This is a genomic window from Pseudomonas cremoricolorata (assembly GCF_000759535.1).
In the GTDB taxonomy this organism is placed as follows: Bacteria; Pseudomonadota; Gammaproteobacteria; order Pseudomonadales; family Pseudomonadaceae; genus Aquipseudomonas; species Aquipseudomonas cremoricolorata_A.
In genome coordinates, this window is sequence record NZ_CP009455.1 from 2,360,966 (window position 1) to 2,384,283 (window position 23,318).

At 64.0% G+C, this 23,318-nt stretch carries 19 protein-coding genes; 13 read left to right on the forward strand and 6 right to left on the reverse strand.

The window, feature by feature from the left end; genetic code table 11:
• The first annotated feature begins 10 nt into the window (after positions 1 to 10).
• From zwf to LK03_RS10305, 4 genes are all read left to right on the forward strand, one after another.
• The gene (gene zwf, locus LK03_RS10290; protein WP_038412246.1) at positions 11 to 1,480 is read left to right on the forward strand and encodes a glucose-6-phosphate dehydrogenase; all 1,470 of its coding nucleotides are present in this window, start codon (positions 11 to 13) and stop codon (positions 1,478 to 1,480) included.
• Positions 1,467 to 2,180 carry a 6-phosphogluconolactonase gene (pgl, locus tag LK03_RS10295; RefSeq protein ID WP_038412247.1) on the forward strand — a complete coding sequence of 238 codons (714 nt, stop codon included), beginning with the start codon at positions 1,467 to 1,469 and terminating at the stop codon, positions 2,178 to 2,180. The genes zwf and pgl overlap by 14 nt, the downstream gene beginning before the upstream one ends.
• A gap of 17 nt (positions 2,181 to 2,197) precedes the next feature.
• Complete coding sequence (locus tag LK03_RS10300; RefSeq protein WP_038412248.1) at positions 2,198 to 2,881, forward strand: bifunctional 4-hydroxy-2-oxoglutarate aldolase/2-dehydro-3-deoxy-phosphogluconate aldolase; 684 nt, start codon at positions 2,198 to 2,200, stop codon at positions 2,879 to 2,881.
• Positions 2,882 to 3,181: 300 nt separating this feature from the next.
• The gene (locus LK03_RS10305; protein WP_038412249.1) at positions 3,182 to 4,462 is read left to right on the forward strand and encodes a DUF2599 domain-containing protein; all 1,281 of its coding nucleotides are present in this window, start codon (positions 3,182 to 3,184) and stop codon (positions 4,460 to 4,462) included.
• Between the two features lie 48 nt (positions 4,463 to 4,510).
• Here LK03_RS10305 and LK03_RS10310 read toward each other — a convergent pair whose 3' ends face one another.
• The 5 genes from LK03_RS10310 to LK03_RS10330 all read right to left on the reverse strand — a co-directional run bounded on the left by LK03_RS10310 (position 4,511) and on the right by LK03_RS10330 (position 11,576).
• Complete coding sequence (locus LK03_RS10310; RefSeq protein ID WP_038412250.1) at positions 4,511 to 6,169, reverse strand: DUF2599 domain-containing protein; 1,659 nt, start codon at positions 6,167 to 6,169, stop codon at positions 4,511 to 4,513.
• A 195-nt stretch (positions 6,170 to 6,364) separates the two neighbouring features.
• Positions 6,365 to 8,038: a 2-isopropylmalate synthase gene (leuA, locus tag LK03_RS10315; protein WP_038412251.1), complete on the reverse strand. Its 1,674-nt coding sequence runs from the start codon at positions 8,036 to 8,038 to the stop codon at positions 6,365 to 6,367.
• Between the two features lie 377 nt (positions 8,039 to 8,415).
• Positions 8,416 to 9,243 carry a M23 family metallopeptidase gene (locus LK03_RS10320; protein ID WP_038412252.1) on the reverse strand — a complete coding sequence of 276 codons (828 nt, stop codon included), beginning with the start codon at positions 9,241 to 9,243 and terminating at the stop codon, positions 8,416 to 8,418.
• A 3-nt stretch (positions 9,244 to 9,246) separates the two neighbouring features.
• Entirely contained in the window at positions 9,247 to 10,626 is a 1,380-nt protein-coding gene (gene xseA / locus LK03_RS10325; RefSeq protein ID WP_038412253.1) for an exodeoxyribonuclease VII large subunit, read from the reverse strand.
• Positions 10,627 to 10,634: 8 nt separating this feature from the next.
• Positions 10,635 to 11,576 (reverse strand): LysR family transcriptional regulator, encoded by a 942-nt coding sequence (locus tag LK03_RS10330; protein WP_081951586.1) that lies wholly within the window; start codon positions 11,574 to 11,576, stop codon positions 10,635 to 10,637.
• Between the two features lie 97 nt (positions 11,577 to 11,673).
• Here LK03_RS10330 and LK03_RS10335 point away from each other — a divergent pair, with 97 nt between their 5' ends.
• The 5 genes from LK03_RS10335 to LK03_RS10355 all read left to right on the forward strand — a co-directional run bounded on the left by LK03_RS10335 (position 11,674) and on the right by LK03_RS10355 (position 16,867).
• Positions 11,674 to 12,429 (forward strand): sulfite exporter TauE/SafE family protein, encoded by a 756-nt coding sequence (locus LK03_RS10335; protein WP_038412254.1) that lies wholly within the window; start codon positions 11,674 to 11,676, stop codon positions 12,427 to 12,429.
• 48 nt (positions 12,430 to 12,477) lie between these two features.
• Positions 12,478 to 13,029: a hypothetical protein gene (locus LK03_RS10340; protein ID WP_038412255.1), complete on the forward strand. Its 552-nt coding sequence runs from the start codon at positions 12,478 to 12,480 to the stop codon at positions 13,027 to 13,029.
• A gap of 123 nt (positions 13,030 to 13,152) precedes the next feature.
• Positions 13,153 to 14,622, forward strand: coding sequence for an IMP dehydrogenase (guaB, locus tag LK03_RS10345; protein WP_038412256.1), 1,470 nt, complete (start codon positions 13,153 to 13,155; stop codon positions 14,620 to 14,622).
• Positions 14,623 to 14,767: 145 nt separating this feature from the next.
• On the forward strand, positions 14,768 to 16,345 hold the full coding sequence (guaA, locus tag LK03_RS10350) for a glutamine-hydrolyzing GMP synthase (protein WP_038412258.1): 1,578 nt from the start codon (positions 14,768 to 14,770) through the stop codon (positions 16,343 to 16,345).
• Positions 16,346 to 16,546: 201 nt separating this feature from the next.
• Positions 16,547 to 16,867, forward strand: a complete 321-nt coding sequence (locus LK03_RS10355) for a hypothetical protein (RefSeq protein ID WP_156109529.1) — start codon at positions 16,547 to 16,549, stop codon at positions 16,865 to 16,867.
• 78 nt (positions 16,868 to 16,945) lie between these two features.
• Here the strand turns inward: LK03_RS10355 and LK03_RS10360 are convergent, their stop codons facing one another.
• A complete protein-coding gene (locus LK03_RS10360; RefSeq protein WP_038412260.1) occupies positions 16,946 to 17,479 on the reverse strand; it encodes a TetR/AcrR family transcriptional regulator in 534 nt (177 codons plus the stop codon).
• Positions 17,480 to 17,619: 140 nt separating this feature from the next.
• On the opposite strand from LK03_RS10360, the gene LK03_RS10365 reads away from it, so the two are divergent.
• The 4 genes from LK03_RS10365 to LK03_RS10380 all read left to right on the forward strand — a co-directional run bounded on the left by LK03_RS10365 (position 17,620) and on the right by LK03_RS10380 (position 23,310).
• The gene (locus LK03_RS10365; RefSeq protein WP_081951670.1) at positions 17,620 to 19,086 is read left to right on the forward strand and encodes an MFS transporter; all 1,467 of its coding nucleotides are present in this window, start codon (positions 17,620 to 17,622) and stop codon (positions 19,084 to 19,086) included.
• A gap of 144 nt (positions 19,087 to 19,230) precedes the next feature.
• Entirely contained in the window at positions 19,231 to 21,414 is a 2,184-nt protein-coding gene (locus LK03_RS10370; RefSeq protein WP_038412263.1) for a TonB-dependent siderophore receptor, read from the forward strand.
• Positions 21,415 to 21,560: 146 nt separating this feature from the next.
• A complete protein-coding gene (locus tag LK03_RS10375) occupies positions 21,561 to 22,649 on the forward strand; it encodes a pyridoxal phosphate-dependent aminotransferase (RefSeq protein WP_038412265.1) in 1,089 nt (362 codons plus the stop codon).
• Positions 22,650 to 22,875: 226 nt separating this feature from the next.
• Positions 22,876 to 23,310 (forward strand): hypothetical protein, encoded by a 435-nt coding sequence (locus LK03_RS10380; RefSeq protein WP_038412266.1) that lies wholly within the window; start codon positions 22,876 to 22,878, stop codon positions 23,308 to 23,310.
• Positions 23,311 to 23,318 lie beyond the last annotated feature (8 nt).

Sequence of the window (23,318 nt, forward strand, 5' to 3'; positions counted from 1 at the left end):
GAACCACATTATGCCTGCCATCTCTGTTGAACCCTGCACCCTGGCGGTGTTCGGTGCCCTGGGCGACCTGGCTTTGCGCAAGCTGTTTCCGGCGCTGTATCAGCTCGAACGTGCCGAGTTGCTACATGCCGACACGCGCCTGCTGGCCCTGGCCCGGGAAGCCGGCAGCGCCGAGCAGCACCTGCGCACCATCGAAGCGCAGCTGCGTCGCTACGTGCCCGCTGACGACATCGATGCGGTCGCCGTGAGCCGCTTTCTGCAGCGCCTGAGCTACCAGCATCTGGATTTTCTCGAGCCCGAGGGCTATGAGGCCTTGGCGGCCCAGGTGAATGGCGAGCACCCGCTGATCGCCTATTTCGCCACCGCTGCGGCGGTGTACGGCGCCATCTGCGAAAACCTCGACAAGGCCGGCCTTGCCTCGCGCACCCGAGTGGTGCTGGAAAAACCCATCGGCCACGACCTTGAGTCGTCGCGGCGGGTCAACGATGCCGTGGCGCGCTTCTTCCCGGAAAGCCAGGTCTATCGCATCGACCACTACCTGGGTAAGGAAACCGTCCAGAACCTCATCGCCCTGCGTTTTGCCAACAGCCTGTTCGAAACCCAGTGGAACCAGAATTCGATTTCCCATGTGGAAATCACCGTGGCCGAGAAGGTCGGTATCGAGGGGCGCTGGGGCTATTTCGACAAGGCCGGGCAACTGCGCGACATGATCCAGAATCACCTGTTGCAGTTGCTCTGCCTGATCGCCATGGACCCACCCAGCGATCTTTCGGCCGACAGTATCCGCGACGAGAAGGTGAAAGTGCTCAAGGCATTGGCGCCGATCACCGGTGAGGGGCTTGCCAGTCGCGTGGTGCGCGGGCAGTACATTGCCGGTTACAGCGATGGCAAACCGGTGCCGGGGTACCTGGAGGAAGACAACTCCAATGCCCACAGCGACACCGAAACCTTCGTCGCCCTGCGCGCCGACATCCGCAACTGGCGCTGGTCGGGCGTGCCGTTCTACCTGCGTACCGGCAAGCGCATGCCGCAGAAGCTGTCGCAGATCGTCATTCATTTCAAGGAAACCCCGCATTACATCTTCGCCCCCGAACAGCGCCTGGAGATCGGCAACAAGCTGATCATCCGCCTGCAACCGGACGAGGGCATTTCCCTGCGCGTGATGACCAAGGAGCAGGGCCTGGACAAGGGCATGCAATTGCGCAGTGGCCCGCTGCAACTTAATTTTTCCGATACCTGGCGCACCTCGCGGATTCCCGATGCCTACGAACGCCTGCTGCTCGAGGTGATGCGTGGTAATCAGAACCTGTTCGTGCGCAAGGACGAGATCGAGCACGCCTGGTCGTGGTGCGACCAGTTGATCGCTGGCTGGAAGCGCAGCGGCGACGCCCCCAAACCCTATGCCGCAGGCTCCTGGGGGCCGATGAGCTCGATTGCATTGATTACCCGAGATGGGAGGGCGTGGTATGGCGATATCTGACCTGCAACTACCGAGTTGCGTGAAGGCGCATCAACTGCAAGACGCCACCGCGTTCGCCGAACGCCTGGCGGGCGATGTCGCGCAGCACCTGCGTGCAGCCATCGCCAGTAAGGGCCAGGCCTGCCTGGTGGTATCCGGCGGGCGCAGCCCGGTGCCGTTCCTCGAGCGTCTGGCGCGTGAGTCGCTGGACTGGTCGAAGGTCACCGTGAGCCTGGCCGATGAGCGCTGGGTGCCGGTCGAGCACGCCGACAGCAACGCCGGCCTGCTGACCCGTCACCTGTTGCAAGGCCCGGCCGCCGAAGCGCGTTTCATCGGCCTGTACCAGGTCGCGCCCGACCTTGAGCGCGCCGCAGAACTGGCCGACGCGGCGCTGGCCGAGTTGCCGCCGATCGATGTGCTGGTGCTGGGCATGGGCGATGACGGCCATACCGCCTCGCTGTTCCCGGCAAGCCCGAACCTGGCCGAGGGCCTGGCCCGTGAAGGCCAGCGCCGCTGCCTGCCGATGCTGGCACCGGTGGTGCCGCACCAGCGCCTGAGCCTGACCCGTGCACTGCTTGCCAGTGCGGCGTTCACCGCGTTGGCCATCCAGGGCCCCGGCAAGCTGGCCGCCCTGCGCGCGGCACTGGCCGCAAGCGACGATCAGGCCTTGCCGATTCGCGCCTTTCTTCACGACCCCCTGGACATCTACTGGTGCCCATGAGCCAAGGATCATCCGCTATGACCACCCTCGAACGCCCGCAGCCGCTGCTGAGCATGGCCGAGAAAACCGCCGCGATCGACGCGATCTGCGCCAGGGCACGTATTCTCCCGGTGATCACCATCGCCCGCGAGCAAGACATCCTGCCGCTGGCCGACGCACTGGCGGCCGGGGGCATTCGCACCCTGGAAGTGACGCTGCGGTCCGAGCACGGGCTCAAGGCCATCGAAGTGCTGCGCGCCGAGCGCCCCGAGCTGTGCGTGGGCGCCGGTACGGTGCTTGACGGGCGCATGTTCGCTGCCGTCGAGGCGGCCGGTGCGCAGTTCGTCGTCACCCCAGGCATCACCCCGGCGTTGCTCGACGCCGGCGTACACAGCGACATCCCGCTGCTGCCCGGCATCAGCACCCCGTCGGAGATCATGAGCGGCTACGCCTTGGGCTACCGCCGCTTCAAGCTCTTCCCGGCCGAGATCAGCGGCGGCGTGGCGGCGATCAAAGCCTTCGCCGGCCCCTTCAGCGACATCCGCTTTTGCCCCACCGGCGGCGTCAACTCCGCCAACGCCCGCAACTACATGGCCCTGCCCAACGTCATGTGCGTCGGCGGCACCTGGATGCTCGACAGCAGCTGGATCAAGAACGGCGACTGGGCACGGATCGAGGCGAGCAGTGCCGAGGCGATGGCGTTGTTGGAAAACAACGGTTGACAGCATCCTGACTGCCAGTCATGGAAACGGCGCGTGCTCGGCGGAGCACGCGCCGTTTTTTATTGGTGGCCTGTTCGAACGCGCGCGCAGGCATCAAGACGGACGCGCTGCAGACAGTGCCTTGGTCCAGCACCCTGTGTGACGCTTGCACGTTGAGTCGATTGTAAAGGCCTCGATAACTGACACTTACTCAATAGTGCATCTTCCGTTCAATCACTGATATTTCTGCCAGTTGTATTCAGCACTCATGCTCTTAGTCTGAGGGTGCAATTAACCCATCGAAGACCTAGAGGTGATGCCATGAACGCATTGTCTGGAACGCTGCTGCCTGCGTGTTTGATTTCGCTCGTTATTTGCACGCCAGCCGTCAGTGCCGATAGTTGTGAAGTGGTCGTTAAGAAGTTGCAGACGTGGTATCAGAGTACGCCGAGCGGATGCGGCAGCGATCCTGCCGTGGACTGCTCTGGTATCCTCATGCGCGGTACCCATCGAGCGCCGAATGGCGAATACGATGTGTGGAATCCCAGTCCCAACTCCGAGCAGTCTGGCGGGGTGTCGATGTCGTGGATGCGCAGTGACAAGATTGGTTATGAAGATCCGGGTTTAAAAGCCAATAATGGGATTATCTTTACCCCGCGACAGTTTGTCGAAGCCCCGCAGAAGAAACTCGATGTCTTCTGCGCCTATCCCATCGATGCCTGGACAGACTTTCGCACTGAGCGCGGGTGTGGCGACTTTTCGCAAACACCGCAAATAGAGAAAAGTTGTCAGGCGCTGGGGATCAAGGATGTGGCCGATTGGAAACGCCAGTACGACGCGTTGGGCGGCAGCGCCGATCGGCAGGAGCGACACAAGCGCCAGTGCGCCTTCAGCATGAGCGGTAGCCAGTCGCGCGAAGGTCGACGTGATGCCTTTGCGCAGTTCATCAAGGCGCGCCAGGCTATCGCCGATACCCAAGAAGGCCGCCAGGTGCAAACGGAGTTGCGCGTGGTGAGCTGGAAGAAGGGTGAAGACGTGCCAGTCGCAGCATTTTTCTACAGCAATGCACAGGGCAAACGCGATGCCCAGAAGAATCAGTTCGATTACTATCAGCGCACCGGAAACTGGGTGCCGGTGGTCAACATGGGGTTCCCGGCCAACGCCAACCAGAAAGCGCGCTTTGCCTGTGAACAAGGTGCTCAGCACCGCGACCTGCCGCGTCGGGTGAGCGCCAGTGCGCAGTCGTGCAAGTCGTACATTGACAAGGCTCAGTGGATTCAGCGCGATGATCCGTATCTGGGCAAAGGCGTCTGGAGCCTGTCGGTGACCCCCACCGATTGCGGCCGCACCATCAAGGAGGACCAGACCGACGCCATGTACGCCGAGCTGGTGAGCAAATACGCGAATGATCCGCGCTGGAGCGGTGCCGATTACGGTGGCGGTATGCGCAGGCAGTTGGTCTGCCACATGGCGCTGGTCGACAACGGTCGCGAAGTGCGCAACAAGGGCTCGTTCAATCTGGAGCCGGTGCGCCCTGACGTGAGCCATCAAGCGTCGCTCAAGCAAGGCTGCAATCCTTACCCGGCAGTTCGTTATCCGTAGTGCAAAGCCCGACGCCGGGCAGGCGGCGTCGGGCATCTCGCGGTTGACTCAGGTTGGATTACAGCCTTGTGCCTTGGCCTGCGCCGCAGTCACGGCCGGGCGGTAGGGCTCCAGATTCCAGTCGGCTTTGTTCCGGTAGTTGTTCTGCAGACAGGCCAGCTGAATGCGCATGCTCCCGGGACCGCCTTCCTGCCATTCGCGGTCCGTTCCACGCAGGCGCTCCAGCTCTGCGTACAGCGCTTCATTGCTGGCACTGCGTCCGGCCTGGGTCGGCACCACGCGCAAGCCCCACACGGGCTGACCGCTGGCGCTGTCGGTGAACTGCGACCAGGCGGATGAGGCGATCAGCGGTGAGCTCGGCGCGATGAACGGGTTGCACCCGGCTCTGGCCGCTTCAGCCGGGCTGACGAGCGGGCGAAATGGTTCGAGATTCCACACCTTGTTGGCGGGGTAGTTGTCGATCAGGCAACTTAACTGCTGACGCATGCTGCCGGGCTCGCGCTCGCTTTCCTGCCATTGCGCATCGCTGCCGCGCAGCGCACGCAGCTCGTCGTAGAGTGCCTGCGGGTTGCTGGCCTGGATCGCCTGACCCTGTGCGCTGGGCACTACGGTCAGGGTCCATTCCTGACGGCCAGTGCCAGGGTCGAGGCGCAATGCCCAGTCCGCCGACTGCACATACTGCCGCGGCGCTGCCGGCTGGTCGCCGATCGCGATGACCTGATCCTCGGGGGCATAGCTGAAGCGCTGGCTGGCTGGCTTCTTGAAGTCCAGGCGCAGAATCGGCACCGCGTAACCCTGGGCATACAGCTTGCGCTGGAAATTACGTGCCGGCTCCAGGCCGACCACGGGGGTAGGGCGCTTCACATCGCCGCGGGTCGGTGCGACATAAGTGCTGTTGACGTCCCAGACGAACGCGTCGATGTAGGGCAGGCGCGCGCTGCCGTCGCCGTCCTCGCTGGCATTGCGCAGCATCATCTCGTTGCTCAGCTCGCGGCGAGCGAAGTGGTCGTTGCGCACGTTGGGGTTCTGGTGGGTATCGATCATTGCGTCCCAGTCACTGGCCTGCTCGACGTTCCATGAGCATTGCGTCACCTGGATGCGGTTCATGTCGGTGCGCACGAAGCGGTAGTTCTGTCGCCATTGGTTGGCCGTGTCGATCCCGAGGCTGTCGCAACTGCCCCAGGCCAGCGCCTGATTGCGGTTGGCCGGCACGGTGGCCGACTTGGCCTGATTGTCAGTGGGCAGCGGCTGGTTGTAGCCACCGCAGCCATGCCAGCGCCGCTCGGGACCGGTGAAGCCGTCGAACGAATAGATGCACATGAAGCCGGTTTCCATCACTGGGAGGCCCAGCGCGTGTGCGTCCCGGGGGGTGCGCAGTATGAATCCGGCCGGGCGCACCAGGCCGTTGATGCTAAGGTCGCGGCGTATCCAACTGTAGGACGTAGCGCCGGTTTTCTTGGCGAACTCGCTATAGTCCCAAGGGTTGAATGGCCCGTCATCGACCATGCGCAAGGTCACGCCGCTGCAATAGTAGTGGCCGCGCGGCGCGCCGGTGTCCGGTTCACGACAGGCATTGTCGAGGGTGTTGTAGTTGCGGTTGATCCGCTCGACCGTGGCGTGGGGGTCGAGAGCGGGGATAAGCGGCTGGGCTGTGACGGCGGGCGACAACGCGGTCAGCAGCACGATGGCAGAGACGTGATTGCGCATGGTGAGGCTCCTGTAGGGGAACCATCACCATGCGAGTGCCCAGAACGAGCGTCTACTGGCAAAATTGGCAGGGAAAAAGCCCTTGTTGGCCCGGCAAGTGCTCTGTTCATGGCAGGTCTGGCGATCAGCTTCCAGAGCATGAAAAAACCCGCATCACTGGATGCGGGTTTTTTTGCTACCGGAGCCGCGCAGCGATCAGGCTGCCTTGGCCTTCTGCTGGCTCAGCGAGCGGTTCAGCGCGCTGAACAGGGCCTTGAAGCTGGCGGTGGTGATGTTTTCGTCGATGCCAACACCGTGTACCGGGCGTTCACCGGCCACGCGCAGTTCGATGTACGCTGCCGCCTTGGCGTTGGTGCCGGCGCCGATGGCGTGTTCGTTGTAGTCCATGATCTCGACGGCAACCGGCAGGCCGGCGACCAACGCTTCCAGGGCGCCATTGCCCTTGCCGCGCCAGTGCAGGGTGGTTTCACCTTCGCCGGCGACTTCCACTTCCACGGCGCTGTGGCCGTTTTCTTCCTGCAGGCGATGGCTGACCAGCGCGTACGGGCTGTTGGCTTGCAGGTATTCCTTATGCAACAGGCTGTAGATCTGCTGCGCGGTCATCTCCAGACCCAGGCGGTCGGTTTCACCCTGCACGACCTGGCTGAACTCGATCTGCATGCGCCGCGGCAGGCTGATGCCGTATTCCTGTTCGAGCAGGTAGGTGATGCCGCCCTTGCCCGACTGGCTGTTGACGCGAATCACCGCCTCGTAGCTGCGACCGATGTCGGCTGGGTCGATTGGCAGGTAAGGCACTTCCCACAGCTCGCCCTCTTGCTGCTTGCTCAGGCCCTTGCGGATGGCGTCCTGGTGCGAGCCGGAGAACGCGGTGTGCACCAGGTCGCCAACGTACGGATGGCGTGGGTGCACCGGCAACTGGTTGCATTCCTCGACCACCTTGCGCACGCCGTCGATGTCGGAGAAGTCCAGTTGCGGGTCGATGCCCTGGGTGTAGAGGTTGAGCGCCAGGGTCACCAGATCGACGTTGCCGGTGCGCTCGCCATTGCCGAACAGGCAGCCTTCAGCGCGGTCGGCGCCGGCCATCAGGCCCAGTTCGGTGGCGGCGATGCCGGTGCCGCGGTCGTTGTGGGTGTGCAGGCTGATGATCACGCTGTCGCGGCGATTGATGTTGCGGCAGAACCACTCGATCTGGTCGGCGTAGACGTTCGGCGTGGCCACTTCGACGGTCGCCGGCAGGTTGAGGATGATCTTGTGCTCAGGGGTAGGGTTCCATACCTCGATCACCGCATCGCAGACTTCCTTGGCGAACTCCAGTTCGGTGGCGCTGAAGGTCTCGGGCGAGTACTGGAAGGTCCATTCGGTTTCCGGTTGCTGCGCGGCGTACTTGACGAACAGCTTGGCGGCGTCGACGGCGATCTTCTTAACGCCGTCCTTGTCGGTGTTGAAGACGATGCGGCGGAACGCCGGGCAAGTGGCGTTGTACAGGTGGACGATGGCTTTCTTCGCCCCACGCAAGGATTCGAAGGTGCGTGCGATGAGGTCTTCACGGCCCTGGGTGAGCACCTGGATGGTGGTGTCGTCAGGGATATGGCCGTCTTCGATCAGGCTGCGCACGAAGTCGAAGTCGGTCTGCGATGCGGCCGGGAACGAGGCTTCGATTTCCTTCACGCCCACTTGTACCAGCGTCTTCCAGAAGCGCAGCTTCTTCTCGGCATCCATCGGCTCGATCAGCGACTGGTTGCCATCACGCAGGTCGGAACTGCACCAGATCGGCGCGGCGGTGATGGACTTGGACGGCCAGGTGCGATCGGGCAAATCGATGGTGGGGAAGGCGCGGTACTTCTTCGACGGGTCTTTGAGCATGGTCATTTGGAGCAATCCTTTAATGTGCGGCCTGATCGGGCCTGCCGGGCAGAAACGAGGTAAGCGGGCGGGGCGACGCGAATTACCTGGATAGTCGTGCGCTGACCAGGCAAAGGCTGCGGTGCTGACGAAGCAGAAGGTGGGTGTGGGCGGTATTCATGGCGTCAACCGTAACCAGCGCTGCGGGGGTTGGCAAGCGCTGCGAAAAAATTGAGAGAAATGCTTAAAAAGTTTCTTTTTACGCTTTCAGCTAGCGCAAAATTGGCGATATTTCATTTTTGCTTGCTGAATAATTTTCACAAGCGCAAGGCACCACCGGTAGGAGCGGCTTCAGCCGCGAAGGCCTGCAAAGCAGGCCCGCTACCGCCTGCGGCCCTGAACGCTCAAGGCTGAAACGCCCCAATGAAGATCGCCGGATCGACCCGCGCATCGTTCAGGCTGACGTTCCAGTGCATGTGCGGGCCTGTCGCCCGCCCAGTGGAACCCACGCGACCGACGACCTCACCCCGGCGCAGCGTCTGGCCGTTTTGCACGTCAATCTTCGACAGGTGGCAGAACATGCTGATGAAGCCCTGGCCGTGATCGACGAACACCGTGCGACCATTGAAGAAGTAGTCGCCGATCAGAATCACCTTGCCGTTGGCCGGGGTCTTGATCGGTGTTCCGGCCGGTACGGCGAAGTCCAGGCCGGCGTGGGGGTTGCGCTCTTCGCCATTGAAGAAGCGGCGCACGCCGAACTTGCTCGACAGCGGGCCGTTGACCGGTTTGTCGAGTATCAGGTTGCTCGGCAGGGTCGGGCTGAAGCTGCGGTAGGCCTTGATCTGCTCGGCCAGTTCGCGGTCGATGCGCTTGAGGTCGGCCGGGTTCGGATTGACCTGGCGCTGGTTCTTCAGGGTGATGCGCTGTTCGGGGTACTTCTTGCTGCCCACGCTGAAGGACAGCTGGCGCGTGCCTTGGGTGAGGGTCGCGGTGCCCGGTTTCTGCGTCAGCGGAATGCCGACGATGGCCAGCCAGTTGTCCTGCTCCTTGACCACCAGCACCGGCTTGCCGTCGAAGCGGGCGCTGGGGGCGTTGGCGCCAGGGCCGAGGTCGACCACCGCCACGCCGCCGGGCACGGGCTTGTTCAGCGCGCGGGTGATGTAGCTGGCCTGGGCCAGCGGTGCCAGCAGAATCAGGCAAAGGGCGAACAGCGGGGCGAGCGAGCGGGGCATGTGTCAGTCCAGTAAAGAGAGGGTGACCGGGGTCTGGAAGTTGTCTTCGACGCGCACTTTCAGCTCGCCTTCGCCCAGGCGCGCGGTCAGCGCCTGGCCGTTGCGGGTCTGCGCGGCGCTGCGCACGGCGTGGCCGTGTTCATCGAGCAGAATGCTGTAGCCGCGGCCCAGGGTTGCCAGCGGGCTGACCACCTGCAAGGTCTGCAACTGCGCCTGGAAGCGCTGGCGGCGGTCCTTGAGCAGCTCGCGCATGGCCCGTGGCAGGCGTTCTGCCAGGGTGTCGAGGCGCTGGCTGAGCAGCGTCAGCGCGCGCCCTGGATGCTGCGCCGCCAAGCGCATGTCCAGGCGGCTCAGGCGCTCATGGCGGCGCTGCAGGTCTTGCGCGAAGGCGCGGCGCAGGCGCATGTCGAGGTCATCGAGACGCTGCGCCTGCTGGCGCAGGCGTTCGCCGGGATGGCGCAGGCGGCGGGTCAGGCCCTCGACGCGCAGGTGCTCGTGGGCCAGGCGGTTGCGCATGCGCAGCACCAGGCGCCGCTGCAAGGTTTCCAGGCGCTGGCGCAGGCCGCTGCTGTCGGGCGCCAGCAGCTCGGCGGCGGCTGAAGGGGTAGGGGCGCGCACGTCGGCGACGAAGTCGCTGATCGACACGTCGGTTTCATGCCCCACTGCGCTGACGATGGGCGTGACGCAGGCGGCCACGGCGCGCGCCACGGCCTCTTCGTTGAAGCACCAGAGGTCTTCCAGCGAGCCGCCACCGCGGGCCAGGATCAGCGCATCGAAGCCCTGGCGGTCGGCCAGTTGCAGGGCGCGAACGATCTGCGCCACTGCCTCGCGGCCCTGCACGGCGGTGGGGATCAGGTTCAGCTCGACCTGTGGCGCGCGCCGGCCGAACACGCTGATGATGTCGCGAATCACCGCGCCGGTCGGCGAACTGATGATGCCGATACGCTGCGGATGGGCGGGCAACGGACGCTTGCGCTCGGTGCTGAACAGGCCTTCGGCGCTGAGCTTTTCCTTCAGCGCCTCGAAGGCCAGGCGCAGCGCGCCGTCACCGGCCGGCTCCAAGGCGTCGACGATCAGTTGATAGTCGCCACGCCCCTCGAACAGCGACACCCGCCCGCGCACCCGCACTGCCAGACCATCGCGCAGGGCCTGGCGCACGCGCGCGGCGTTCTGCCGGAACAGCGCGCAGCGAATCTGCGCGCCGCTGTCCTTGAGGGTGAAATACAGGTGGCCGGACGCCGGGCGGGCGAGGTTGGACAGCTCGCCTTCCACCCAGACACTGCGGAACACATCTTCCAGCAGCACCCGGGCGCGGCCGTTGAGCTGGCTGACGGTGAGGACTTCGCGGTCCAGACCGAGGCGGTCGAAGGGGTCTTTGATCATGGGCGGCATCATGGCAGTTGCGTGCCGTGGCCTTCAAGCGGCTCAGGGCAATCATCGCTCGTGCTGAAGGCCTTCCCGGCCAGCGCCTGCAGCAATTGCTGCAGCATCGGTTCGGGCTGCCGGCGGCAGGCCAGCGCCACTGTGCTGTGGCAAGGCTCACGCAGCGCTACGAAGCGCACCGAGGGCGCCGCGATGTCGGCCATGCACGCCGGCAGCAGGGCCACGCCGAAGCCGGCCTGGATCAGTTGCAGTTGGGTGGTCTTGCGCGATACCACCTGCGCTGCCTGGGGGAAGAAACCGGCCTCCATGCACAGCCCGGCGGCCAGGTAGCTGAGGCCACCGCGCTGGCGGTGGGGAATGGAGACGAAACGCTCGTCGCGCAGATCCTCGAGGCTGACCGCGTCGGCCCTGGCCAGTGGATGACTGTCCGCCACGGCGAGCAGCAGCGGTTCGTTGAACAACGGCAGCAGTTGCACGTCCTGATGCTGGCGCAATACCGGCAAGCGCAGCAGGCCGAGATCCAGCCGCCCCTCGGCGATATCGCTCAGTTGTGCTTCGGAGGACTGCTGGGCGATGTCCAGGCTGATGCCAAGGTTGTCGCGCACGTAGCGGCCAAGCCGCTGCAGCAGCGTGCCGGTCAGCGGTACGGTGCTGGAGTGGCTGATGCGCAGGCTGCCACGCAAGCCCTGGCCGACCTGCTGCGCGAGTTGCTCGGCCTTGTGCAGGTCGGCCAGCAGCGGCCGAGCGCGTTCGAGAAAGGCGAGGCCGGCGGGCGTCAGCCGTGGCTGGCGCGCCGTGCGCTCGAACAGCGCCGTGCCCAGGTGCTGCTCGAGGTCGCGAATCTGCCGGCTCAGGGCGGATTGGGCGATGTACAACCGCTCGGCCGCAGCGGTGAATCCGCCGCAATCGGCGATCTCAACGAAATAGCGCAGTTGGCGAATGGATGTCATGTCATGCCGTATCCAGATGGGTGCGTGATCAATTGCATATTAGTCGGCATGGCTCGGCACTGGCTACGCTACAGCCGTTCCCTGCGGAGCCCTTTGCATGATTGCCTTATCCACGTTTTCCCTGCTCGACTGGCTGCCCATCGCGCTCGCCGTTGGCGCGGCCTATATCGTCTTCGGCATTGCAGGCTTCGGCACCGCGCTGGTGGCCGGGCCGGTGCTGATTCATTTCATGCCGCTGTCGCGGGTCATTCCGCTGCTGGTGGTGCTGGATTTCGTCGCCGCGCTGGGCAACCTGCTGCCCTCGCGGCGCGATGTAGTGCGCGCCGAGCTGCTGCGTCTGCTGCCGTTCATGGCGCTGGGTTGCACGCTGGGGGTGGTGTTTTTGCTGCAACTGAAATCCGAGCTGTTGCTGCTGTTGATGGGCGTGTTCGTGACCGCCTACGGCATTTATGGCCTGGCGGTCAAGGCGCGGCCCACGCGCTTGTCAGGGCTGTGGGCAGCGCCGATGGGCACGATCGGCGGACTGTTCGGGGCGATGTTCGGCAGCGGCGGCTTTCTCTATGCGATGTACTTGAGTGCGCGCCTTGAGGTCAAAGAGCAGGTCCGCGCGACGCAAAGCGCGTTGATCAGTTGCAGCACCGTGGTGCGCCTGGCGCTTTTCCTGGTGGCCGGGGTATACGCCGACCTCAGTCTGCTGCTGCTGGCGGTATGCCTGTTGCCGGTGATGTTAGCGGGGCTGTGGCTGGGGCGCCGGCTGACTCGCAGGCTGTCCCGCGAGGCCTTCGTGCAGGTGATCACCTGGCTGGTGCTGTGTAGCGGTATCGCGCTGATCGTGCGCTACCTCAGCGCCTGAGCAGGCTGTAGACTTGCCGTCTCATCGTAGTTCGCAGGCCCGCCGTACATGAATCACCAGCGCATTCTCGTCCCCCGACAATCTACGGTGCTCGCCCACGAAGCGCGGTCGCGGGCCATCGTCCGCTGGCTAGTGCGCGAGAAGGTCATCGACCAAACCCTGAGCACCTGTGGCAGCACCGGCAACCGTATGGGCCATGCCCTGGCGCCTGGCGCGCGCAAGATCGCCCTGCATCCTGAGCGCCTGCCGTTCGAGCAACAGGCCAACGGTCTGGAAGTGGTGCTCAAGCGCTGCATCTATACGCCCACCGAGGGTTTTCTCGAAGAGGCCGGTTGCCCGGAGTGCCGGCGAGAAGTCGGCGAGCCGCTGTTCGACAGCCTGGAAGAATGGATGCCGGGGCTGACCGACAACTTCATGTGCCCACTGTGCGGGCATGAAGACGACATCAACGGCTTTCTGTTCCTGCAACCCTGCGCGTTCTCCAATCTGGGCTTCATCTTCAACAACTGGGGCGAGGCCGGTTTTACCCCGGCGTTTCTCGAGCAGTTCGCCGACTGGCTGGACCAGCCGCTGGCAGTGGTGCAGGTGACCCGCGACTGAAGCTGCGTGCGTGCTGTTGGCGGGGTTTGCCGCTGGTAACACGCCGTGCAAATTGCGTTGAGCCGCGGGGGGTGCATGAGTATAATGGCGCGCTTCCATTTTTCCCGCCCGGGAGCCCCCGCGATGCTGCGTATCAGCCAAGAAGCCCTGACCTTCGACGATATCCTCCTTGTACCCGGTTATTCCGAGGTGCTGCCCAATGAGGTCAGTCTCAAGACCCGTTTGACTCGTGGCATCGAGCTGAACATCCCCCTGGTTTCCGCCGCCATGGACACCGTCACCGAAGCCCGCCTGGCCATCGCCATGGCGCAGGAAGGCGGCATCGGTATCGTCCACAAGAACATGACCATCGAGCAGCAGGCCAGCGAGGTCCGCAAGGTCAAGAAGTTCGAGGCCGGCGTGGTCAAGGACCCGATCACCATCGAAGCCGACGCCACCGTGCGTGACCTGTTCGAACTGACCCGGATGAACAACATCTCCGGCGTTCCAGTGCTCGAGAACGGCGACCTGGTCGGCATCGTCACCTCCCGTGACGTGCGTTTCGAAACCCGTCTGGAAGCCCGCGTACGCGACGTGATGACGCCTAAAGAGCGTCTGGTCACCGTGCGTGAAGGCGCCGACAAGAACGAAGTCCGCGAGCTGCTGCACAAGCATCGTCTGGAAAAAGTCCTGATCGTCGACGGCGCCTTCAGCCTCAAGGGCATGATGACCGTCAAGGACATCGAGAAAGCCAAGGCCTACCCACTGGCAAGCAAGGACGACCAGGGTCGCCTGCGCGTCGGTGCGGCGGTCGGCACCGGCAAGGACACCGGCGAGCGCGTCGCCGCGCTGGTTGCCGCAGGTGTCGACGTGGTGGTGGTCGACACTGCCCACGGCCACTCCAAAGGCGTGATCGAACGCGTGCGCTGGGTCAAGGAAACCTACCCGCAGGTGCAGGTGATCGGCGGCAACATCGCTACCGGCGCTGCGGCCAAGGCACTGGCTGAAGCCGGCGCCGATGCGGTCAAGGTCGGCATCGGCCCAGGTTCGATCTGCACCACCCGTATCGTCGCAGGCGTCGGCGTGCCGCAGATCAGCGCCATCGCCAACGTCGCCGCCGCCCTCGAAGGCACTGGCGTTCCGCTGATCGCCGATGGCGGCATCCGCTTCTCCGGCGACCTGTCCAAGGCCATCGTCGCAGGCGCCTCGTGCGTGATGATGGGTTCGATGTTCGCCGGCACCGAAGAAGCGCCGGGTGAAGTCGAGCTGTTCCAGGGCCGTTCGTACAAGGCCTACCGCGGCATGGGCTCGCTGGGTGCCATGGCCCAGGCGCAAGGCTCGTCCGACCGTTACTTCCAGGATTCCTCGGCCGGCGCCGAGAAGCTGGTTCCCGAAGGCATCGAAGGCCGCGTTCCTTACAAAGGCGCACTGGCCGCGATCATTCACCAGCTGATGGGCGGCCTGCGGTCTTCCATGGGCTACACCGGCAGCGCCACCATCGAGCAGATGCGTACCGTGCCGGAGTTCGTACGCATCACCGGTGCCGGCATGGCCGAATCCCACGTGCATGACGTGCAGATAACCAAGGAAGCCCCGAACTACCGCGTCGGTTAAGGGCTTCGAGCGGCAGGTGACGAGCTGCAAGCGTTACGCTTGGGCTCGCTCACCTGCCGCTTTCAACTTCAAACCTGTCGTTCGCGTCCCCCGATCAACTTGCAGCTTGCAGCTTCAAGCTAGCAGCTGAATCAGAGATTCCCCGATGGCCCTCGATATCCACGCCCACCGTATCCTGATCCTCGACTTCGGTTCCCAGTACACCCAACTGATCGCCCGCCGCGTGCGCGAGATCGGCGTGTACTGCGAGCTGCACCCGTTCGACATGGACGACGAGGCGATCCGCGCCTTCAACCCACGCGGCATCATCCTCGCCGGCGGCCCTGAGTCGGTGCATGAAGCCAACAGCCCGCGCGCACCGCAGGCAGTGTTCGACCTCGGCGTACCGCTGCTGGGCATCTGCTACGGCATGCAGACCATGGCCGAACAGATGGGCGGCAAGGTGGCCGGTTCCGAACTGCGTGAATTCGGCTACGCCCGCGTCGACGTGGTTGGCAAGAGCCGCCTGCTCGATGGCATCGAAGACCACATCGACGCCGACGGCGTGCTGGGCCTGGACGTGTGGATGAGCCACGGCGACAAGGTCACGCAGATGCCAGCCGGCTTCAACGTGCTGGCCAGCACCCCGAGCTGCCCGATCGCCGGCATGTTCGACGATGCTCGCGGCTACTACGGCGTGCAGTTCCACCCGGAAGTGACCCACACCAAGCAGGGCGGTCGCATCCTCTCGCGCTTCATCCAGGACATCTGCGGCTGCGAAGCGCTGTGGACCCCGTCCAACATCGTCGAAGACGCCATCGCCCAGGTGCGTGAGCAGGTCGGTTCGGCCAACGTTCTGCTGGGGCTGTCCGGCGGTGTCGATTCTTCGGTTGTCGCCGCGCTGCTGCACCGCGCCATCGGCGACCAGCTGACCTGCGTGTTCGTCGATAACGGCCTGCTGCGCCTGCACGAAGGCGACCAGGTGATGGCCATGTTCAAGGAGAACATGGGCGTCAAGGTCATCCGCGCCGACGCCGAAGCGCAGTTCCTCGACAACCTGGCCGGCGAAGCCGACCCGGAGAAGAAGCGCAAGATCATCGGCCGCACCTTCATCGACATCTTCGATGCCGAAGCCAGCAAACTGGAAAACATCCAGTTCCTCGCCCAAGGCACCATCTACCCCGACGTGATCGAGTCGGCCGGCGCCAAGAGCGGCAAGGCCCACGTGATCAAATCGCACCACAACGTCGGCGGCCTGCCGGAAGAAATGAACCTCAAGCTGGTCGAACCACTGCGCGAGCTGTTCAAGGACGAAGTGCGCAAGATCGGCCTGGAACTGGGCCTGCCGTACGACATGGTCTACCGCCACCCATTCCCCGGCCCAGGCCTGGGCGTGCGTATCCTCGGTGAAGTGAAGAAGGAGTACGCCGACATCCTGCGCCGCGCCGACCACATCTTCATCGAAGAACTGCGCAAAGCCGACTGGTACCACAAGACCAGCCAGGCCTTCGTGGTGTTCCAGCCGGTGAAGTCGGTCGGCGTCGTCGGCGACGGCCGCCGCTACGCCTGGGTCGTCGCCCTGCGCGCCGTGGAAACCATCGACTTCATGACCGCCCGCTGGGCCCACCTGCCGTACGAACTGCTGGAAACCGTCAGCGGCCGCATCATCAACGAGATCGAAGGCATCTCGCGCGTGACCTACGACGTCTCGAGCAAGCCGCCGGCGACGATTGAGTGGGAATGATCCCGCGTCCGGCACTGCCCGGCACGATCTAGCAAAAAATACCCTGAAGCCCGCGTAATTGCGGGCTTTTGGCTTTTTGGAGGTTGGTGACCATTGCAGAATTCCAGAGTAATCAAATGGATGTTTTGGCCGCTGCTGGTCATCTGCCTCGGACAGGCGCTCTGGGTCTTTTTGTCGTGGTCATGGCGACCTGACCCAAGCATGGTCCTTTCGGCGACGCCGGTGGGTGAGGGTGGGGCCATCTATGAGGTGCTGTACGACTCGGGCGGGGCGACGGGCTCCTACGTGTATCGCTACTTCGTCATGGAGCGACAGCCGAGTGAAGCGGCGTTGTTCGAGAAAACCAGGAAGGCCAAACCGTTTCTGGTGACGAAGATGCCTGGGGCGGTACGTGAGGTCGTTGGCACCTCGGTGAAACTGCGCACGCGTGACACCCTCTATGACTTCCACAATGTGGCCAGTTTCAAAGTCGGTGGGCAACTGACTATCGTGAGGTTCTATCTGGATGCGACGCGGCCATAGTTCGTTCGTTTGAAAGGTACTTTCGCAGTTCAATCACGGTTGAGGCGATGCGCCTATGGGGCGCTCGCTATCGTCGATCTACACCAACCGCCCCAACACCGCCTCCACATCATCCAGAAACCCCGTCCAGTCGCCATCTTCGTCGATGCCGTTGATGCGCAGCAGAAACAGCCCTTCGACGGCGAGGAACGCCACTCGGGCGGCGCTGGCGTGCGGTGAGTCGCCGGCCAGGCGTTGGAAGATGCCGCGGTACCAGTCGCGGGTCTCGCGCAGATGCTCGGGGTTTTCCAGGTAGCTGACCATCAACCCCGCAGTCTTGGCATCCATGGCCTGCTGTGAGGTGCGGGTGGCGGCGATGTAGCTGCGAATGAACGCCACTGGGTCGTCCGTGGCGGCCTCGTCGAGCATCGCGTCGAAGCGGCGGGTCCAGCGTTCGATCAGGCTGCGCAGCAGCTCGTCGCGGCTGGGGAAGGTGTATTGCACGCCGCCCTTTGAGATGCCTGCGGCCTTTGCCAGGGCGCCGATGGTCAGCGCGGCGCCGCCTTGTTCGCGTACCAGTGCTTCGGCCACATCCAGCAGCCCGTCGCGGGTGATGGTTGGTTTTCTACCCACTGTCTTTCTCACTTGACCTGCGTTGCTGAGCGTCATTACGATACGACCGTATTTATATTCCCGTTGCCGCTCGAATCTTAGGTGAGATCGTGTCCCCACGCCAACCCGACCCCAAGCGCTGGCTGATCCTGCTGGCCGTGATGCTGGCGTTCCTGCCGGTGGTGCTCGACATGACTATCCTGCATGTCGCCATTCCTACCCTGACCCAGGCGTTGGCCGCGTCCAACAGCCAGGTGCTGTGGATCATCGACATCTATCCGCTGCTGATGGCCGGTCTGCTGGTGCCCATGGGCACCTTGGCCGACCGCATCGGCAACCGGCGCATTCTGCTGATTGGCCTGGTGATTTTCGGTCTGGCCTCGGCCCTGGCTGCGTTCGCGACCTCGGCGCAGATGCTGATCGGCGCGCGGGTGCTGCTGGCACTGGGTGGCTCGATGATCATGCCGTGCGTGCTGGGGCTGATCCGCCGCACCTTCGAAGACAGCAAGGAGCGGGGCCTGGCGCTGGGCCTGTGGGGCACGGTAGGGGCGGCCGGTGCGGCCATCGGGCCGTTGGCCGGTGGCGCGCTGCTGGAGCATTTTTGGTGGGGCTCGGTGTTTCTGATCAATGTGCCGGTGATGCTGGTGGTGGTGCCGGCCTGCTGGCTGCTGTTGCCGCGTCAGGAGCAGACCACGCCCGGACATTGGGCGATAGGCCAGGCGCTGTTGCTGGTCGCCGGCATGATCGCGGTGGTGTATGCGATCAAGGCAGGCTTTGCCGGCAAGCAACCGCTGCTGGTGGCCTTGCTGACCTTGGCCTTCGGCGTGGCCATGCTGGCGCTGTTCGTTCGCAAGCAGTTGCGTTCAGCGGTACCGATGCTGGATTTGTCATTGTTCGCCCATCCTGCCATCGTCGCCGGGATCATCATGGCTGTGGTCGCCAGTGGCGCACTGGCCGGGGTCGAGCTGACCCTGGCGCAGGAGCTGCAGTACGTGTTGGACAGAACCCCGCTGCAGGCCGGTGTGTTCATGATTCCGATCATGGTGGCGGCGGCAGTGGGTGGCCCGATCGCCGGTTGGCTTTCCGCACGTTACGGGCTGCGCCTGGTGGCCAGCGCGTCGTTGCTCACAGCGGCGCTCTCGCTGGGCTGGCTTGGCGTGGAAGATTTCGATGCGCCCGGCATCCTGGTGCCGGTGCTGCTGGCGCTGCTGGGGTTGTCGTTGAGCATTGGCCTGACAGCTTCCTCGATTGCCATCATGGGCGCGGTCGAGGCTAGCAAGGGCGGAGCCGCCGGGTCACTGGAGGCGACCGGGTACGAACTGGGCACTGGCCTTGGGATCACGTTTTTCGGGGTGTTCATGTCGGTCATCTATGGACGCCACCTCACCCCGGTCGACGGGCTGTCCAGTGACATGGCAAGCCAGGCCAGTGCGTCGATGGGCGATACCTACCTGGTAGCGCAGCAGCTTGCCGGCGAGCAGGCTGCGGCGCTGATCACTGCGGGCAAGGCGGCGTTTTCCACCACCCATACTGTGCTGCTGCTGACCACGGCCGGCTTGATGGCAGGCCTGGCGGTTCTGGTGTTTTTCCTGCTGGCGGGGGCGCGCAAAGAAGCGAATACGCACTAGCAGGCGCCTGCGAGCCGCACAAACGTAATGTGAAACTTTATCAACAACCGTTAGAGTAGCGGCCGTCGTCATGGTCCTGCTGCCGGAATCATCGAGGATCAGGGACGTATCTTCCGTTAAATCCGTCAAAGCAAGGACAGTGCGATGTCGTCTAGAACAACAAGTGCCGCCACCCGCCAGCAACCCCCCGCGTTGAAGTTGACCACCTTGGCCCTGGCGCTGGGAGGGTGGTTTTCCGCGTTGGCCGATGCGCAGGAGGCGGGCGCCAGCGTGATCGAACTGGGTGATACCACGGTCAGCGGGCAGGCCTGGGAAAGCCCCACCGCGCCGCTGGCTGGCAAGGTGGCGCTGCGCAATGGCAGTGCCACCAAGTCCAATGCGGCGATCACTGAAACACCGCAATCGGTGTCGGTGGTCACCGCCCAGGACATGACCGACCGTAACGCCGATACCTTGGCCGATGCGGTCAGCTACACCCCAGGTTTCACCAGCCAGCCGGGCAGCTTCAACCGCACTGCCGACCGTTTCCGCGTGCGCGGCTTCGATGTCGAGTCGGGCACCGGGGGCTCGCTGCGTGATGGCATGCGCCTGCAGAGCAATTCCTACGATGGCGTGCAGGAACCGTTCGGCCTGGAGCGGGTGGAAGTGGTGCGCGGCGCAGCGTCGGTGCTGTATGGGCAACTGTCGCCGGGCGGCTTCGTCAATGGCATCAGCAAGCGCCCGACCGAGACGCCGCTGCACCAGCTGGGCCTGCAATACGGCAGCCACGACCGCAAGCAGCTCACCGGTGACTTCAGTGGCCCGCTGGGCGATAGCGACACCCTCAGTTACCGGCTGACCTTGCTGCAACGCGACAGCGACACCGCCCAGGATCACATCAACGACGACAAGCTCTACATCGCCCCGGCGCTGACCTGGCGCCCCAATGAAGACACCTCGTTGACCCTGCTGTCGTTCTATCAGAAGAGCGACACGCGCTTTTCGGCGCCGCTGCCTTACCAGATGGTCAAGCACGTTGGCGACGGGCCGTTCACCATTGGCCGACACGATTTCATCGGCGAGCCGCACTACGACGACATGAATGGCGAGATGTCCGCCCTCGGCTATGAATTCGAGCACCACTTCAACGAGCACACGCGCATCAGCAACAAGCTGCGTTATTACCAGTCGGAGGTGAAATGGAGGTACCTGCAGGTCGACCCTCGCAGCGTTGCTGGTTCCGCCAGCTCCGGGCTGCTGGGCCGCCAGTACAGTGACCGCCATGAACGCTCGCGAGCCCTGGCCAGCGACACCAACCTTGAAAGCCGCTGGACCCTCGCCGGGGCCGAGCACACCTTCATGCTCGGTGTGGACACCTACGACGCTTCCTACGATTCACACAACTTTCGCGGCGCCGCTCCTGCGCTCGACCTGACCCGCTACGACTACGGCCAGCCGGTGCTGGTCGACAGAAGTCAGGCGCTAGACCGTGGCTCGCAGCTCGACACTTTGCAGACCGGCGTGTACTTCCAGGATCAAATTCGTTTCGACGATCACTGGCTGCTGCTGCTAGGTGGCCGTCACGACTGGGCCAGACAGAACCAGCGCGCCTTCCGCACCGGGCAGAAGCTCAAGCAGAGCGATGAAGCCACCACTTGGCGCGCGGGCCTGGTGTATCAGGCCGACAACGGTTTGGCGCCGTACCTGAGTTACAGCGAGTCGTTCTTCCCGGTTGGGGTCGCCGAGTTCACTGGGCGAACCTTCGAGCCGACCGAGGGCAAGCAATATGAGGTGGGTATCCGCTATCAGCCCCAGGACAGCAATCTGCTGCTCAGCGCGGCTATTTACGAACTGACCCAGCAGAACGTGGTGAAGAACGACTTAAATGGCAATCCACAGCAGGTGGGCGAACAGCGTTCCCGCGGGCTTGAGCTTGAGGCCAAGGCCGAGCTGACCGACGATCTGACGCTGCTGGCCTCGTATGCCTACACCGATGCCCGCATCACCCAGAGCGCCACGCCCGCTGACAAAGGCCAGCGCAGCGAGGACACGCCGTATCACCAGGCCGCGCTGTGGGCCGACTACAGCTTCGGCCGGTTCGGCCTGGCGCAGTTGAAAGTCGGTGCCGGTGCCCGGTACAAGGGCACCACGCAAGCCTCGGGCATCGATTCGCAGAGGCCGGCCTATACCCTGTTCGACCTGCGCGCCAGCTACCAGATCGACCCGCACTGGGACGTTGCCATCAACGCCAACAACGTCACCAACCAGCAGTACACCTACTGCGAGTACGCCATCTGCCGTTATGGCGATGAGCGTGAGGTGGTAACGTCGGTGAACTTCCGTTGGTAGTCGAACGGCCCGTGGCGACCCTTGAGGTTGAACGGTTCAGCTCGGGCGAAGCGTTCTGCGCCTGACCAGGGGTGGCTCTGTGCCACCCTAAACCCCTTCGTCAGGGATGCGTCCTCCAGTGAATCTACTTCAGGAGACGCAGAATCATGGAAGGTCTATCTCGTCGTCGTCTTGTCGGCCTGAGCGCGGCGCTGCCGCTGCTCGGCCAACTGAGTTGGGCGGCGCCGGCAGCTGCTGCTGCGGCCCCAGGCCCATCGCCGGTACGCCTGAATTACAACGAAAGCCCGTTCGGCCCCAGCGCTGCGGCGCAGGCGGCCATGCACCAGGGTGTGGCCGGGTGCGGGCGCTATCCATACCCACTGCAGTACCAGTTGATCGAGGTGTTCGCGCGCCAGCAGGGAGTGGACGAGGATCAGGTGCAGGTGTTCTGCGGCTCCAAACTGGCGTTGCAGAATGCCGTGCATGCGTTCACCGGGCCGCGCAGCCTGGTGGTGCCCGAGCCGTCCTATGAAACCCCAGCGCAGACCGCCCAGGCGCGCGGTACGAAGGTGCACAGCGTGCCGCTGAATGCGCAGCAAGCGCATGATGTCGATGCCATGCTGGCCATCGACCCCAAGCCTGGGCTGATCTACCTGTGCAACCCCAACAACCCCACCGGCAGCATGACCCCCACGGCCGACATCGAGCGCCTGCTGCGCAAGGCGCCGGCCGACAGCGTGGTGGTGGTCGATGAGGCGTACATCCATTTCAGCGATGCGCCCAGTTGCATTCCTCTGGTGAAAACCCACGCCAACCTGCTGGTGCTGCGTACCTTTTCGAAGCTGTACGGCATGGCCGGTGCTCGGGTCGGTCTGGCCGTCGGCCAGGCGCCCTTGCTGGAGGCGCTGGAGACGTTCGATGGCTACAACGTGGCGGCTGAGCCGAGTTTGCGTGGCGCGCTGGCAAGTCTGGAAGACGCGAGCCTGGTGGCGCGGCGCAAACAGGGTAACCAGCAGCGGCGTGACGCCACCGTGACGCGCCTGAGCCGCGCCGGCTGGCGCTGCACGGCGTCCCAGGCCAACTGCTTCATGGTCGATGTACGCCGCCCCGCCGAGGCGATCGTCGCGGCGCTCAAAGGGCAGCAGGTGCTGGTCGGGCGGGTGTGGCCGAGCTGGCCGACGTGGATTCGCGTCAGCGTGGGCGACGAGGCGCAGATGCGCCGCTTCGAAGACGCGTTTTTCCGCGTGCTTGGCTAAGCGCACACGCGCACGGCGTGACGCCAGCGACGAGCGTGAACTGTTAACCCCGGCACATCCGCCGCTCATGCTGTTGTGAGTGACGCTGCGATTGTTGTGCGCAGCGCCCACAGCGGTTGTCAGTAGCAGGCGGGTTGACTTCAATGTCCGCCTTCCTCCAACGCCAGAGGCCCGGTTCGCCGGCGCAACAGCCTTGGGTTCCTTGTCTTTATCAGGATCGAAACCGATGCGTGTTTATCTTAGATGGGCGGCCGTGCTGGTCGCAGCGCTGACCTTGTGGATGGGCCTGGCCCACGCCGAAGAGCGCCCGCCAGTGGCGGACAAAGTAGTGGCTTACCAGGGCGAGCAGGGGGTCAAGGTGTGGACCCTGCGCATCGGCGAGCGCAGCGCCAACGAGGCCTTGGTGCAGATCGAAGGCATCGACCACGACTGGAACATGCGCATCCAGAAGATGCACGTCGAGAAGACCAGCAAGGACACCCGCTACTCCACCACCGTCGACGGGCAGAAGTTCGTGGTGCTGATCGTCCAAGGCATGTGGGGCGGCGAGCTGAACCTGCCGGGAGAGGCGCAGGCGCTGTCGGTCGGTTACTCCGAAGGGCTGTCGAACGAAGGCAATGCCCAGGCGTTTCTGACCGATTACCTCGATGCGCACAAGTGATTCGCGCT

Coding starts and splice junctions, on each gene's coding strand:
- LK03_RS10370 (WP_038412263.1), top strand. CDS start 19,231: ATGTCGTCTAGAACAACAAGTGCCGCCACCCGCCAGCAACCCCCCGCG.
- LK03_RS10330 (WP_081951586.1), bottom strand. CDS start 11,576: ATGACATCCATTCGCCAACTGCGCTATTTCGTTGAGATCGCCGATTGC.
- LK03_RS10300 (WP_038412248.1), top strand. CDS start 2,198: ATGACCACCCTCGAACGCCCGCAGCCGCTGCTGAGCATGGCCGAGAAA.
- LK03_RS10355 (WP_156109529.1), top strand. CDS start 16,547: ATGGTCCTTTCGGCGACGCCGGTGGGTGAGGGTGGGGCCATCTATGAG.
- xseA (WP_038412253.1), bottom strand. CDS start 10,626: ATGATCAAAGACCCCTTCGACCGCCTCGGTCTGGACCGCGAAGTCCTC.
- LK03_RS10340 (WP_038412255.1), top strand. CDS start 12,478: ATGAATCACCAGCGCATTCTCGTCCCCCGACAATCTACGGTGCTCGCC.
- LK03_RS10380 (WP_038412266.1), top strand. CDS start 22,876: ATGCGTGTTTATCTTAGATGGGCGGCCGTGCTGGTCGCAGCGCTGACC.
- pgl (WP_038412247.1), top strand. CDS start 1,467: ATGGCGATATCTGACCTGCAACTACCGAGTTGCGTGAAGGCGCATCAA.
- LK03_RS10305 (WP_038412249.1), top strand. CDS start 3,182: ATGAACGCATTGTCTGGAACGCTGCTGCCTGCGTGTTTGATTTCGCTC.
- guaA (WP_038412258.1), top strand. CDS start 14,768: ATGGCCCTCGATATCCACGCCCACCGTATCCTGATCCTCGACTTCGGT.
- LK03_RS10365 (WP_081951670.1), top strand. CDS start 17,620: ATGCTGGCGTTCCTGCCGGTGGTGCTCGACATGACTATCCTGCATGTC.
- zwf (WP_038412246.1), top strand. CDS start 11: ATGCCTGCCATCTCTGTTGAACCCTGCACCCTGGCGGTGTTCGGTGCC.
- LK03_RS10320 (WP_038412252.1), bottom strand. CDS start 9,243: ATGCCCCGCTCGCTCGCCCCGCTGTTCGCCCTTTGCCTGATTCTGCTG.
- LK03_RS10335 (WP_038412254.1), top strand. CDS start 11,674: ATGATTGCCTTATCCACGTTTTCCCTGCTCGACTGGCTGCCCATCGCG.
- LK03_RS10375 (WP_038412265.1), top strand. CDS start 21,561: ATGGAAGGTCTATCTCGTCGTCGTCTTGTCGGCCTGAGCGCGGCGCTG.
- LK03_RS10310 (WP_038412250.1), bottom strand. CDS start 6,169: ATGCGCAATCACGTCTCTGCCATCGTGCTGCTGACCGCGTTGTCGCCC.
- guaB (WP_038412256.1), top strand. CDS start 13,153: ATGCTGCGTATCAGCCAAGAAGCCCTGACCTTCGACGATATCCTCCTT.
- leuA (WP_038412251.1), bottom strand. CDS start 8,038: ATGACCATGCTCAAAGACCCGTCGAAGAAGTACCGCGCCTTCCCCACC.